Source organism: Ruegeria sp. AL7, assembly GCF_056536105.1.
On record NZ_JBQFJF010000001.1, the window covers coordinates 162,428 to 175,103 of the forward strand.

Sequence of the window (12,676 nt, forward strand, 5' to 3'; positions counted from 1 at the left end):
CTCGCTCAAATAATGGCCGGTCAGTCCAACCGGACGCCTTCGCGCTGCAATCTTTCGCGCAGCACGTCGATTTCGACCGTCAGATCACTGCGGTCATCCAATAGCATTTTCCGCGTACGCGCGGCGAAATTCTGTTCCAGATCATCCAGCAAGGCGACGTAGTCTGTCATCGCCTGCGCATCACGGGTCCGGGCGTAAACATCGGCAAACTTGACCGTCGCATCACGCGCGCCCTGTAGATAAACCGTCATGTATTTTCGCGCGCCCGCCAGATCGCGGGGGTCTTCCTCGACCGTTCGAAAAAGGTCACGTGCGGTGTCCTGAAACCGTTCCAGACGGGCTTCGATCCGGCGATCACCCGCGCGTTTGATGGCGTCCGTCATCTCGGAAAGACGGTTTTCCGCATCCTCAACGACCCGGGCAACGCGATCTTGCTGAAAGGTGTCAATTCCTTCCATGCCCTTGTCCTTCATCGGGTCAAACCCGAAGGAGGCCGAATGCAGCACCGTTGCTGCCACGCCGAACAAGACGGGGGCTAGCAGGCTGACTTGCGATACCGCTTCCGCATTCAGAAACTCGGTCCGGTAGGACGCAAGAGCGGCGCCCAGACCTGTCAGAAGGCTGGCAAAGATTTTACGGGGAAACGCAGGCCGGCGGGCAGCCTTACGGGCGTTAAACGCGGCTTCGGCCCGCAGACCTTCGCGCAGCAAGAACGCAGCTGCCGTCAGCAGGCCAGCTGCGATCAGACCTATGGTCATGCCAATCGCGCCGTCGTTCAGCGACAGAAACACCAATGGGATGGCCGGTATGAACAGGACATTGGCACGCGCACCCGCAGGTTCGACCCGTGCGCCATCGAATTGCCCACGGGGCTGAAGAGTGTCGCCGGACGTATCATCCTGAGGGCTGTATTTGCCGCCAAATCGCTTTGCCATGCGTTACAAGCCCCCAAGCACGCCTGTGCACACGCCAAACAAGAGCACCAGCAATACGGCGTAGGCGAATTTTTGCACTCCGCTTCCGGACATCACGCTCCCCAATTTGCAGCAATCACAGAAAATTTAGGGGATACGCAGGCTTGGCGCTAGGGGGAAGGTTGCCGAACCTGCATCACTTGCGGGGATTCTTGCCGATGGGCGGGCGTTTTCTTTGTGGTCGCGTCGGGCGTTTGGGGGCCGCTTCGGGTTTGGCATCCGAATCCAGCCCAAGTTGATCGCGCATAACGCGGCGGCGGATTTCTTCGACTTCGCCTGGCTTCAGATTGCCCAATTGGAACGGGCCGTATGAAACCCGCAACAAACGGTTCACACTAAAACCGATATCTTCCATGGCCCGACGGATTTCTCGGTTCTTTCCTTCGCGCAGACCGATGGTCAGCCAGGCATTGGCCCCTTGCTGGCGATCCAGCGTGACGGTCATCGGCTGGAACCGCTCTCCCTCAATCACCAGACCTTTGCGCAGAGGTTCGAAATCTTCGTCTTTCGGGCGGCCGTTTACCCGCACACGGTATTTGCGCAACCAGCCGGTCGCGGGCAGTTCAAGCTTGCGCTTGATAGCACCGTCATTAGTCAGCAGCAGCAGACCTTCGGAATTCAGGTCAAGCCGGCCAACGCTCATCACCCGAGGCATGTCTTCGGGAAGCTTGTCGAAAATCGTATCGCGCCCTTTTTCGTCGCGGGTTGTCGTAACCAGCCCAGCGGGCTTGTGATACAGCCACAAGCGCGAGGGTTCCGGTTCCGAGACCGGTTTGCCGTCGACCACGATCTTGTCTTTCGCCGTCACGTTCAGGGCGGGGCTGTCGATGGTCTTGCCATTCACGGCCACGCGGCCAGCTTCGATCATGCGCTCGGCCTCGCGCCGCGACGCGACGCCAGCGCGGGCCAGGACTTTGGCGATCCGGTCGCCGGGAGGAGGGGTCTTGTTCATGTCTGGGCCATACCCTATCCCGCGCGCTTGCGAAAGGCAGGTTTCTGATGCAGTCAGGGGCATGGTATTCAAATCGCATATGGAACAGGCGCTGCGTGAGGCGCGCGCAGCAGCGGATCGCGGCGAAGTGCCCGTTGGCGCGGTCATTGTCGGGCCGGATGGCTCTGTTGTGGCGCAGGCAGGAAACCGGACGCGTGAGTTGAACGATCCTACTGCGCATGCAGAAATCTTGGCTTTGCGCGCGGCCTGTGCCTATGCCGGATCTGAAAGACTGCCCGGATTTGATATCTATGTGACACTGGAACCCTGCGCCATGTGTGCAGCGGCACTGGCGGCCGCGCGCATCCGGCGCGTTTACTATGGGGCGTCCGATCCCAAATCCGGCGGCGTGGCCCATGGCGCGCGGGTTTTTTCCCACCCGCAAGCACATCACAAGCCCGAGGTCTATGACGGCATAGCCGCCAAAGAATGTGAAAACCTGCTGCTGGATTTTTTCGCGGAAAAACGAATAGAAAAATGACCGTGATCTGACAGGACGGCCACTGTCAGTTCCAGTCCAGGCGATACACTGTCTGCTGCCCGCCGAACCCTTTCAGTGCGACCGATTTTGGCGAGCTGAACCTCAGACCGCCCTCCGGGCTGCCCAGCAATCTGGTCACGTCGGTGACATGAATTTCATTCGGGCCACTTACGTCTGTCACGCGCGCGGCCTTATTGACGACGGACCCGAAGAAATCCTCATCTTTCTGTATGACGTCGCCGGTATGAATTCCAATCCGCAGACCCAGAGGTGTTTCGGAATTTGCCAATGCGTTCTTTCTTTGCAGCTCGATTGCTGCCTGAATCGCATCCTGGACCGTCGGGAAGATCGACATCGTGCCATCCCCAAGGGATTTGACCAGCCGTCCCTGATGGGTTTGGATAAGGTGTTCAGCCAGATCAAAATGGCCGGAAATAAGCTGGGCCCATTTTTTGTCACCCAAGTGCCAGGTGATATCTGACGACCCGACAATGTCAGTGAACATGACCGAAGCGGTTCCCTCGGTCTGATCCTGTGTGAACTCCTGTTTTGCGGCTTCGATCAGTGCATTCAACACCGAATGCTCGATGCCGATCTTTTCCATGTTCGAGGTCGGGTTAGACACATGCAGCTGCACCATTTTCCAGACGCCGTCTTCCAGATGCAGAACAAATGTAAAGCGGTGCCAGGCTGAATTGCCGTTCGAATGAAAGGTCAGCGTCGCTTCGCAAAATGCCCAGCCTACATCCCACATTCAAACGCTTCCAGCGAATGTTCCTGCCAGTCATAGTCCGGGATTTCGTTGGTGTGATCGGCGAAGCCACGCCGAAACACCTGCCCGGACCATGCCTCTTCATCCGCCGAGCCCTGATACCGCAGGTGTTCCGAGGATGACAGCATATTGACCAGCGCAGCCCGATCCTTGTCATGAACGGCCTGATTCCATCGCCGTACAACTGCGATCAGTTCCGGTGAAGGGACAATGTCGCTGGTCATATCATCCCTACAGCTTTATCGCCTGCATAACCTGCGGTTCGATGACGTCTACACCCGGCAAAGCACCTGCCAGCGCCTGAGCGGATTGCTCAAGAATCGGGAAGGTCTTGTAGTGGCAGGGAATTACCGTCTTGAAGTTGAAGTATCTTTTGGCGGCGTAGGCGGCAGCTTTCATATCCATGGTGAAATGCCCGCCCGCTGACAGGATGCCGACATCGGGTTTGTAGTAATCCCCCATCCAGTCCATGTCGGCCATGATGTCGGTATCACCTGAAACATAAAGCATGCGCCCCTCGGCACTGATCATGAAGCCGACCTCGCTGCCGCCTGTGCGCAGGCCGTCCGGTGTCGAAAAGGTCGAGCTGTGAGAGGCCGGGACCATTGTTACCTTGACCCCGTTCAGGTTGACCGTGCCGCCCTTGTTGAAACCAATGGTCTCGATGCTTTCGGCTTCGGCCCAGTACCCCATCAGGTCATATTGTCCCACAACCGGAATCTTCAGGTGTTTGGCCAAAGGCAGAACGTCGACGACATGGTCAAAATGCGTATGGGTCAGAAGGATGTGGGTGGCGCCATCAACGGCGGCGTCATGCTGTTCCTCAGGCAAGACCGGGTTGCCGGTCAGCCAGGGGTCGATTAGCAGCACCTGTCCCTGGGTTTCGATACGGAAACTTCCATGGCCCAACCAGATAATGTTCATAATTATTTCCTCCCAATCATTCTGTTGGCGGCAGCCTAACATCGGATAAGTAAATTTCCATGGATTGGTTTCGTGAAATAGACGGGTACTGCGAGCGGCTGTCTCCAGCCTACTGGGCCGAGCCCGTTAACGCGGTCACAAACGCTGCTTTTCTGATTTGCGCATGGGTCATGTGGCGGCGCGTGCGCAATCAGAACATGCCGCTGGCCAAGGTTTTGGTGGCGCTTCTGGCGATCATCGGGTTTGGCAGTTACCTGTTCCACACGCATGCGCAGGTATGGGCGGCTTTGGCGGATGTCGCGCCCATACTGTTGTTCATATTGGTCTATATTTTTGCGGTGAATAAAGACATCTGGAGGATGCCTTTGGGGGTGGCGTTCGGGGGAATGCTTCTTTTTCTTCCCTATGCGACGGCTGCTGTCCCACTGTTCCAACAGGTTCCGGGGCTTGGAGGGTCGGCGGTTTATGCGCCAGTCCCTTTGCTGATCCTGATCTATGCTGTTCTTTTGCGCGGCCGTGATCCGATTCTGGCCAAAGGAATGACAATCGGGGCGTTGATCCTGATCTTGTCGATTACCTTCCGTGCCCTCGATATGCGTTTCTGCGGCCAATGGCCGGTGGGGACACATTTCATGTGGCATCTCCTGAATGCCATTATGCTGGGCTGGATGATCGAAGTGTATCGAGCGGCCCTCATCAGGGGCCGCGTCACCCAAACTCGTGGATCATGAGCAAATGGCGCGGAGGTCTGTCGTGACCATCCTTCAGATTTATTATTCGGTCGATGAAACGGCGTTGGCCTTTTCTCAGTCTTGAAAGGCTGCGGCCAGATGATCCGGCAGGTCGAATTCGCTTAAAACCTGTGCGCGGCCCTCGGGCGACATCTTGCGGGCAGTCTTTTCAACAATGCTCTGGATTTTCTCGGCTGAGTGTTTCGCCGCAAAGGGCTGGAAATACCATTTCAGAAACACAAAGCAGATCACATCTTCCAGCGCCTGCACCTCTGCATCGCGTTTGATGCCTTGCTTGCGCAACATGCGACCCGCGGCTTCGGCCTGCTTAGCGTCATAGCCTTCTTGGGTCATCAAACTCATCACCACGTCCGCGTGATGCACACCTTGCGCCTTGCGCCAGGCCAGATAACCCGCCCGACCTTCCGGGAATTCATTGCGGGCAAGCTTCCACCGCTCCACATGTTGACCACGCGCCGCAATCTGCAAAGCGTCGGACGCGCCCGGAAACAGGCGGTCAAGCTCTGCGCTCATGCGCTCGCCGTAAAGCTGCGCTTCGGGGCGGCCATCATCGCGGTTGGGGTCATTTGCATTCGCCGCATCGATGGCATCCAGGACCGCTTGTTTTTGCGTGTTCATCAACTGCTCCACTTGCTTGTCAGAACCGCAAGCGCCCTATGCAGTTCCTTTTTGGTATTTGCAGCAATGCTAACGACTCGCTTTGGGCTGTGCACCCTCGAATATGCGCTTTGGCCGGGTCGGAGAGGGGAAATCCGACCCGGCCGGAACCTGCGCATCACTTTGCAGGTTTAACCTTGTCCTGAGTGACCGGTTCCGTCACGGGCGAGGGGAAGGTCAAAGTGCGTGTCAGGTTGCTTGTGTCGATACCCAAGGCCATGGCCGGTGCGGCCAAAAAGGTGGCGGACAAGACCGCGGCAATCATCAGGGGTTTCATGTTTTTCTCCGGTTTGCGTTGTGTCGCACGACTGGAAATGAACAGTACAGTTCAGTTTTCAAGGTCAATATTGAACTAATTAGTTTACTTTTTTGCATACCACTCATTCAGTTTTGAATGGCGGGTGTCATCCGGTGGATCTCAAACTCGGGACGGCCCATGGCGCAGCGGTCTTGCGACTGCCGCAACAGACAGGTAAACGCCCCATAACGTAGATGAGGGAAGCCGATGTCGATTGACCAAAGCACCGCCGCCAAAGTGGCCAAACTGGCCCGGATCAAGGTCGAGGATGACGCGCTGCCGGCGCTGGCATCCGAGTTCAACACCATCCTCGGGTTCATCGAACAGCTGAACGAAGTGGATGTCGAAGGTGTCGAGCCGATGGTCTCGGTCACGCCGATGCGGCTGAAACGCCGTAAGGACGAGGTAACCGACGGCAACCAGCAGGAAAAGGTTCTGGCCAACGCCCCTGACGCCCGCGAAGGGTTCTTCGCAGTTCCCAAAGTGGTGGAGTAAGACATGAGCGAGCTGAACAAACTGGGTCTGGCCGAGGCGCGCGATGCGCTGCGCTCCGGTGACGTTACTTCTGTCGAGCTGACCGGCGCCTGCCTGAAAGCCATTGACGAGGCAGATGCGCTGAACGCCTTTGTCCACAAGACACCCGAACTTGCAATGGAGCGCGCCAAGGCCGCGGATGAGCGGATCCAGCGTGGCGACGCACCGTCGATGTGTGGCCTGCCGATCGGCATCAAGGATCTGTTTTGCACCAAGGGTGTGCCGTCGCAGGCGGCGTCGAAAATCCTGGAAGGGTTCAAGCCGGAATACGAATCCACCGTTTCTCAGCAACTGGCCGACGCAGGCGCGGTGATGCTGGGTAAACTGAACATGGACGAATTCGCTATGGGATCGTCCAATGAAACATCGACCTATGGCAATGCGGTCAGCCCGTGGCGCCGTGGCAACGATGATGCGCAACTGACACCGGGGGGCTCCTCTGGCGGGTCTGCATCTGCCGTGGCTGCTGATTTGTGCCTGGCTGCGACAGGTACCGACACCGGAGGCTCGATCCGCCAGCCTGCGGCCTTCGTTGGCATCACGGGCATCAAACCCACCTATGGTCGTTGCTCTCGGTGGGGCATCGTCGCCTTTGCGTCCTCGCTGGATCAGGCAGGACCAATGACCAAGAACGTGCGTGATGCAGCGATCATGCTGGAAACCATGTGCGGACATGACCCCAAGGATTCGACCAGTGCCGAACTGGCGGTCCCGAATTTCGAGGCCATGCTGACCGGTGACATCAAGGGCAAGAAGATCGGTATCCCGAAAGAGTACCGTATGGACGGTATGCCCGCCGAGATCGAAAAACTCTGGGCCGATGGCGCAGCGATGCTGAAAGCCGCGGGGGCCGAGATTGTCGACATCTCGCTTCCGCACACCAAATACGCGCTGCCCGCCTATTACGTGATTGCTCCGGCCGAGGCATCTTCGAACCTCGCCCGCTATGACGGTGTTCGCTATGGTCGCCGTGCACAGCTCGCGCAGGGCGATGGCATCACCGAGATGTACGAAAAGACCCGCGCCGAAGGTTTTGGCCCCGAGGTGCAGCGCCGCGTGATGGTCGGCACATATGTGCTGTCCGCAGGTTTCTATGACGCCTATTACAATCGCGCGCGCCGGGTCCGGACCCTGATCAAGAAAGACTTCGAAGACGTGTTCGCCGCAGGCATCGATGCCATTCTGACACCGGCAACCCCTTCGGCGGCTTTCGGTCTGGGGGAAATGACCGAGGCGGACCCTGTTCAAATGTATTTGAACGACGTCTTTACGGTTACCGTGAACCTCGCTGGCTTGCCCGGTATCTCGGTCCCCGCAGGGCTGGATGCACAAGGTCTTCCCTTGGGGTTGCAGCTGATCGGGCGCCCGTGGGAAGAAGGTGACTTGCTCAACACCGCTTATGCGCTGGAAACCGCAGCCGGTTTTGTGGCCAAGCCCGGCAAATGGTGGTAAGCCTTCGGGCAAGTGAATTACTGAAGACGGAGCCAAACAATGCGTGTTTTGCTTTTGGTCCCGGCCCTGACACTGGCTGCGGCCTGCACCAATGTCGCGCCGTTGACCAGCACGGGTTTCAACACGCCTGAATATCAGGCGCAGCGCGAGGCTCAATTGGCGGGTCAGGGCGGGGCGATCAATCCTCTGCTGGCTCCGGTCGATGTTTCCCAGCAACCACTGGGCACGTCGGGAGCATCGACCTTTGCAACGGGTGAGAATGCGGACATCGCCAACCAGACTGCCGCAGCGTTGGCCAGCACGTCCGGGCAATCCGCGGTCCCCGCGTCGCCGTCTTCCGGCTCCAACAGCAGCGCAATCTCTGACGAGCAGGACTTCGCAGCCGTGTCCGAGAGGCGCAGCATCCAATCCGATGCCGCCCGGATTGAGCAAAACCGCCAGACCTACGAAGTCGTCGCTCCAACCGCCGTGCCTGCGCGCACGGCGAGCGGCCAACCGAATATCGTACAATATGCGCTGAGCACCTCCAATCCGGTGGGCACGCAACTCTACAGCCGTTCCGGTTTCAACCTGCAAGCCAAGGCACAGCGGAACTGCGCGCAATTCCCGTCACCGGATCAGGCTCAGATCGAATTCCTGTCCAACGGCGGTCCGCAACGTGACCGCAAGGGTCTGGACCCGGATGGCGACGGCTATGCCTGTGGCTGGGACCCCAGCCCGTTCCGCAGTGCCGTTAACAACTGACGCCTTAACGCCGATCTGGCATCCGTCTCCGAATTTCGGCAAGCGCCGGGGCGGGATGGTGCCATCCTTGATCGTGATCCACTATACGGCCATGGACGGTGCGCAGGCGGCTCTGGATCGCCTATGCGACCCGGCTTCCGAAGTTTCGGCTCATTACCTGATCGGGGGTGATGGCACCCTGTGGCAAATGGTGCGTGAAGAAGATCGCGCCTGGCATGCCGGCGCAGGGGAATGGGACGGCAAGGACGACATCAACTCGCGCTCGGTTGGGATTGAACTGGATAACACCGGCAAACATCCGTTCTCGCAGCCGCAAATGGCGGTGCTGGAACAGTTGTTGCCCCTGATCATGACCCGCTGGTCCATTGCGTCGTCCGGGGTCATTGGGCATTCCGATATGGCGCCCGGCCGTAAATGCGATCCTGGGCCGCGCTTCGACTGGAACAGGCTCGAAAAGCAAGCGCTGGCCAAACCGCGCGGCACAGGAGTTGATCCGATGTCACCCGATGCAGAAGCATTTCGCGCCTCTGCTCGGATGGCAGGTTTCACCGCCCCCGTGGACGATGCAAAACTGCTGGCCGCTGTCCGATTGCGATTTCGCCCCTGGGCGAAAGGTCCGCTGGACATGGCGGATATGAATGCGGTCACCCCGTCGGACACAACAACCTGATCCGCTCTTCATCTGGCCAAAAATATCCCGGGGTTGAATTGGCCGCAGGCCAAGAAGGGGCTGGCCCCTTCTCGGACCTGTCAGCTCTTGACGCCGCAGACCGCAAAGCCTACCCAGCCCAGGCGCGGAGGGCCGGATGGCCGCTGGGGCGTATGCCCGAGAGGAAAGTCCGGACTCCACAAGACAACGGTGCCGGGTAACGCCCGGGCGGGGCAACCCGACGGAAAGCGCCACAGAAATCAGACCGCCCAGGGCCTCGGCCCCGGGTAAGGGTGAAACGGTGGGGTAAGAGCCCACCGCGCCGCTGGCAACAGTGGCGGCACGGCAAGCCCCACCGGGAGCAATGCCAAATAGGGTCCCCGCGCGGGCCGGTCGGCGCAAGCCGATACCGCCGCTAAGCGCGTCTTGGCCGAGAGGGACCGGGTTGGCAGCTTGAGCCGTGCAGCAATGCACGGCCTAGAGGAATGGTCATCGAAGGGGGCAACCCCGGAACAAGATCCGGCTTACAGGCCCTCCGCGCGTATCTACTTATCCTCCGGGCGGCGTGTAGGTCCCCGCCAATCTTGCGGCTTTCTCAGTGACCGAAACGAACTCGTCCGCAGTCCAGGCTCGAACCGTTTCTATGTTCGTGACCGCACCCGATGCCGCGACCGCCATGCCGACCGCCACAGCATCTGTTCCGTCTGGCGCTTCGCTGATCACGACCACGTCATTGCTGCCGGTTGTCATGTAGAAGGACAGCAGTCGACCGCCGACTTTCTCCAGCAATGCTTTCACTGGGCCGGTTCGGTTCTCGGGCTTTTGCAACATGCCTTTGACACCAGCTTGCGAGTAAGTTGCGTAGGTAATGAAAACAGGCATTGGTACCTCCTTTTTAACGAGAAATCACAGGGCCTTTCAGTCAGCCGCCCCGGGGGCCGTCTTGCGTCAGATGCCGGAGATCAGCGGTGCCGCGATGTGCCAAAGACCTGCGCCGATAAGCGCCACACCTGACACCGGCACCAGCCACCGGGCTGTCGGCAGAAGCTTTTCCAGCGCAACATAGGCGGCAATGCCAACGATCCAGTAGAGGTTCATGATTCCACCGACGAAAAGCAGCAACATCAGAGCCCAGCAACAGCCCAGGCAATACGTGCCGTGCAGGGCTCCGGTTCTGAGTGCGCCGAAGGGTCCGGGCCGGTTGTGACCGGCCAGAAACCTTGCAGGGCTCTGGCAGTGACGAAGGCACGCATTCTTCAAACTTGAAAACTGATAGAATCCGGCAGCCAGCAGAACACATCCCGCGAAGGGGCCAGAGCGGATTGTCATCATCGGCCCGCTCGACAGCCCGATATGTTCCAACCCCCACTGCAATGCCGTTGCAGTCAGGCTGAACGCAGCCCAGGTCACCAGATAGCCCAACAGGAAACACAGGCTGAACGTTGCGGCGCGGTCTTTCTCAGGGCCCATGCGCTTTGTCGCTGCAAACAAAAGCACGGCTGGCGCGGCACTTGGGGTCATCATGGCAATCATCATGATCCACCACATCAGGAAGATGAGCAGGGTGTAACCGAAGCTCCAGACGGTTGCGGAACCCATCTGCATGGGCTCTCCAACCGGGCCTGCCATGCGGGTCATTTCGACCGCAGACATACTCATCCCGACGCCGGCAACTGTGTACCAGGCGGCTGCAAGAATGATCAGAAGGACGCTGCCCAACACGATTGCATTGTCCTGCCTCAACAGCCGCTCAATCGCCCCGGCAGGGGCTGCCGCACTCTGTCTGGTCATGAGAAAGTCTCCGGCTACGCGCCCAGAACACCGTGACCCGAGAGGTTCAGATGCGCGAGATGGGCGTGCGTGGCGTCAAAGGTAAGGCTGATTTCGCCACCCGTGGTTTTAGCCGACCCCGAGGCGGCCTCGGCGTGGCGGTACTCAAAGCCGTTCGGCAGCTGGATCGATGCCCTGTGCGCAGCGCCCGATACGATATGTGGAATCGGGCTGACCTCGACGTCGAAGACCCCCGGAACATTGGCGTAGCCGCTACGATCATCGCGGTTCCAGTTCAATTCGATTGGGACAAAAAGCGTATCATATTTCGTCGGGGCCATCGCACTGTAAACGTACCACATGGTCGCCATTTCATCGGTGTCTTCGCCGGTCATGATGGCCTGCAATGCTGCGCGCTGTTCGGCTGTAGCACTTTCGTCAATGATCAGTTGCATCTGACCATTGCCTTCGTGGATCGGTCCCGGCCAGTGATAAACACCTGCTGCCCGCAAACCGGCCAGATCAGTATCGCCATAATGCCCGCTTTCGATGTCGAAAACGACAACAGCCTCGCAATTTCCGTGTGATGGAAGAACGCTGAATTGGCAGGGACAGCCGAAATTGCAATTACAATTGGCCAGTTCTTCGCCCTGAATAACCCATTCTGTCATGATAGCCCCCCAAGAAAAGCTGCGTAAAACAACACTGCTCCGCGCGGGCATTACCTGTTCACACTGCCTTGGTCGTCGAGCCTGAAGTTGGCCTCTTGGACGTATCAGTTGCGGCAAACCTATCACGATATCGTGATATGTACAAACTTACTCACTGTCTTTTGGTCCTCATCGGCTTGGAAATTCAGTCCGGAATCCCGTGGGGGTTGAACGTGGTATTCGCCTTTGCAATCCTTTGATAGAACTGGGGCGTATTTTGAAAAACCGGGAGGATTGTCATGAGCTTTATGAAGACACTTGCGTCCGTTGCAGTTGGTTTCGCGGCTGCGAAGGGGATGGAGAAATACCAGAAAATGGGCGGAATGGCTGGCTTGCAGGACATGATGCAAGGCGCAGGCGGCGGCCTTGGTATGGATCAGCTCGGCAAGATGGCCGAACAGTTCGGCCTTCCCGGAGGTGCGACAGGCCTTCAGGACATGATGGGTAAGATGGGGCTGGGTGGCAGTTCCGCCGGTGCCGCCGGTCTTGGCGGGCTTTTGAATGCGATGCAGGGGGCGGCCAGAACGGGCAGTCAGCAGACCACCGACATGATGGAGACCGTGTTTGGCGAAACACCAGCCGGGGCTGCGATGGAAGCTCAGGCCAAGCTCATGTTGCGGGCAATGATCCAGGCGGCCAAGGCAGACGGCGAGCTGGACGAGCACGAGAAAGAAACGATCCTCGGAGAGTTGGGCGATGACATCAGTGACGAGGAACGCGCATTCGTGCAGGAACAACTGAACGCACCTGTCGACGTCATGGGTCTGGCAGCTGATTCTGGAGCACCTCTCAGAACGCAGATTTATGCGACGTCTCTGGCGGCAATACGGTTGGACAACGATCGCGAGGCCGCATATTTGCGGCAATTGTCCACTGCGCTGGGTCTTTCGGACAGTGAAAGAGACCAGATTCACAGCTATATGGGTGCGCCAACGTTACCGGGTTAAATCTGTGCCCGATTCCTGGGC

The 12,676-nt window shown here is 58.5% G+C and carries 17 protein-coding genes and 1 other RNA gene; 8 read left to right on the forward strand and 10 right to left on the reverse strand.

The annotated features are described in order from the left end of the window. Positions 1-20: 20 nt before the first annotated feature. On the reverse strand, positions 21-935 hold the full coding sequence (locus ACR3E2_RS00820; RefSeq protein WP_267365963.1) for a 5-bromo-4-chloroindolyl phosphate hydrolysis family protein: 915 nt from the start codon (positions 933-935) through the stop codon (positions 21-23). A gap of 175 nt (positions 936-1,110) precedes the next feature. Then, entirely contained in the window at positions 1,111-1,989 is an 879-nt protein-coding gene (locus tag ACR3E2_RS00825) for a pseudouridine synthase (RefSeq protein ID WP_480492635.1), read from the reverse strand. On the opposite strand from ACR3E2_RS00825, the gene ACR3E2_RS00830 reads away from it, so the two are divergent. Continuing rightward, the gene (locus ACR3E2_RS00830) at positions 1,988-2,446 is read left to right on the forward strand and encodes a nucleoside deaminase (RefSeq protein ID WP_480482026.1); all 459 of its coding nucleotides are present in this window, start codon (positions 1,988-1,990) and stop codon (positions 2,444-2,446) included. The two genes, ACR3E2_RS00825 and ACR3E2_RS00830, sit on opposite strands and share 2 nt — an antisense overlap. 25 nt (positions 2,447-2,471) lie before the next feature. Here the strand turns inward: ACR3E2_RS00830 and ACR3E2_RS00835 are convergent, their stop codons facing one another. Genes ACR3E2_RS00835 through ACR3E2_RS00845 form a run of 3 tightly spaced genes read right to left on the reverse strand, consistent with a single transcriptional unit; the run spans position 2,472 to position 4,142 of the window. Then, on the reverse strand, positions 2,472-3,200 hold the full coding sequence (locus tag ACR3E2_RS00835; RefSeq protein ID WP_480482024.1) for an adenylate/guanylate cyclase domain-containing protein: 729 nt from the start codon (positions 3,198-3,200) through the stop codon (positions 2,472-2,474). Then, on the reverse strand, positions 3,188-3,442 hold the full coding sequence (locus tag ACR3E2_RS00840; RefSeq protein ID WP_480482022.1) for a hypothetical protein: 255 nt from the start codon (positions 3,440-3,442) through the stop codon (positions 3,188-3,190). The genes ACR3E2_RS00835 and ACR3E2_RS00840 overlap by 13 nt, the downstream gene beginning before the upstream one ends. Before the next feature lie 7 nt (positions 3,443-3,449). Beyond that, a complete protein-coding gene (locus ACR3E2_RS00845; RefSeq protein WP_480482020.1) occupies positions 3,450-4,142 on the reverse strand; it encodes a metal-dependent hydrolase in 693 nt (230 codons plus the stop codon). Positions 4,143-4,201: 59 nt separating this feature from the next. Between ACR3E2_RS00845 and ACR3E2_RS00850 the strand changes: the two genes are divergently transcribed. Further along, positions 4,202-4,873: a ceramidase domain-containing protein gene (locus tag ACR3E2_RS00850; protein ID WP_480482018.1), complete on the forward strand. Its 672-nt coding sequence runs from the start codon at positions 4,202-4,204 to the stop codon at positions 4,871-4,873. A 75-nt stretch (positions 4,874-4,948) separates the two neighbouring features. Here the strand turns inward: ACR3E2_RS00850 and ACR3E2_RS00855 are convergent, their stop codons facing one another. Next, a complete protein-coding gene (locus tag ACR3E2_RS00855) occupies positions 4,949-5,512 on the reverse strand; it encodes a DUF4202 domain-containing protein (protein WP_480482016.1) in 564 nt (187 codons plus the stop codon). 157 nt (positions 5,513-5,669) lie between these two features. After that, a complete protein-coding gene (locus tag ACR3E2_RS00860) occupies positions 5,670-5,828 on the reverse strand; it encodes a hypothetical protein (RefSeq protein ID WP_209504628.1) in 159 nt (52 codons plus the stop codon). A gap of 228 nt (positions 5,829-6,056) precedes the next feature. On the opposite strand from ACR3E2_RS00860, the gene gatC reads away from it, so the two are divergent. The 5 genes from gatC to rnpB all read left to right on the forward strand — a co-directional run bounded on the left by gatC (position 6,057) and on the right by rnpB (position 9,771). After that, entirely contained in the window at positions 6,057-6,344 is a 288-nt protein-coding gene (gatC, locus tag ACR3E2_RS00865; RefSeq protein ID WP_480482014.1) for an Asp-tRNA(Asn)/Glu-tRNA(Gln) amidotransferase subunit GatC, read from the forward strand. 3 nt (positions 6,345-6,347) lie between these two features. Then, complete coding sequence (gatA, locus tag ACR3E2_RS00870; RefSeq protein ID WP_480482012.1) at positions 6,348-7,835, forward strand: Asp-tRNA(Asn)/Glu-tRNA(Gln) amidotransferase subunit GatA; 1,488 nt, start codon at positions 6,348-6,350, stop codon at positions 7,833-7,835. Between the two features lie 39 nt (positions 7,836-7,874). Next, a complete protein-coding gene (locus ACR3E2_RS00875; protein WP_480482010.1) occupies positions 7,875-8,579 on the forward strand; it encodes a hypothetical protein in 705 nt (234 codons plus the stop codon). Further along, the gene (locus ACR3E2_RS00880; protein WP_480492639.1) at positions 8,530-9,249 is read left to right on the forward strand and encodes an N-acetylmuramoyl-L-alanine amidase; all 720 of its coding nucleotides are present in this window, start codon (positions 8,530-8,532) and stop codon (positions 9,247-9,249) included. The genes ACR3E2_RS00875 and ACR3E2_RS00880 overlap by 50 nt, the downstream gene beginning before the upstream one ends. A 124-nt stretch (positions 9,250-9,373) precedes the next feature. Next, an RNA gene (rnpB, locus tag ACR3E2_RS00885) (RNase P RNA component class A) lies at positions 9,374-9,771 on the forward strand. Between the two features lie 6 nt (positions 9,772-9,777). On the opposite strand, the gene ACR3E2_RS00890 is transcribed toward rnpB, so the two are convergent. The 3 genes from ACR3E2_RS00890 to ACR3E2_RS00900 form a co-directional block, all read right to left on the reverse strand. Then, positions 9,778-10,110 (reverse strand): GYD domain-containing protein, encoded by a 333-nt coding sequence (locus tag ACR3E2_RS00890; protein WP_209504623.1) that lies wholly within the window; start codon positions 10,108-10,110, stop codon positions 9,778-9,780. A gap of 66 nt (positions 10,111-10,176) precedes the next feature. Next, the gene (locus ACR3E2_RS00895) at positions 10,177-11,019 is read right to left on the reverse strand and encodes a DUF2182 domain-containing protein (RefSeq protein WP_480482008.1); all 843 of its coding nucleotides are present in this window, start codon (positions 11,017-11,019) and stop codon (positions 10,177-10,179) included. Between the two features lie 14 nt (positions 11,020-11,033). Continuing rightward, positions 11,034-11,669, reverse strand: a complete 636-nt coding sequence (locus ACR3E2_RS00900) for a DUF1326 domain-containing protein (protein ID WP_480482006.1) — start codon at positions 11,667-11,669, stop codon at positions 11,034-11,036. Positions 11,670-11,947: 278 nt separating this feature from the next. Between ACR3E2_RS00900 and ACR3E2_RS00905 the strand changes: the two genes are divergently transcribed. Continuing rightward, positions 11,948-12,655: a DUF533 domain-containing protein gene (locus ACR3E2_RS00905; RefSeq protein WP_480482004.1), complete on the forward strand. Its 708-nt coding sequence runs from the start codon at positions 11,948-11,950 to the stop codon at positions 12,653-12,655. Positions 12,656-12,676: the final 21 nt, after the last annotated feature.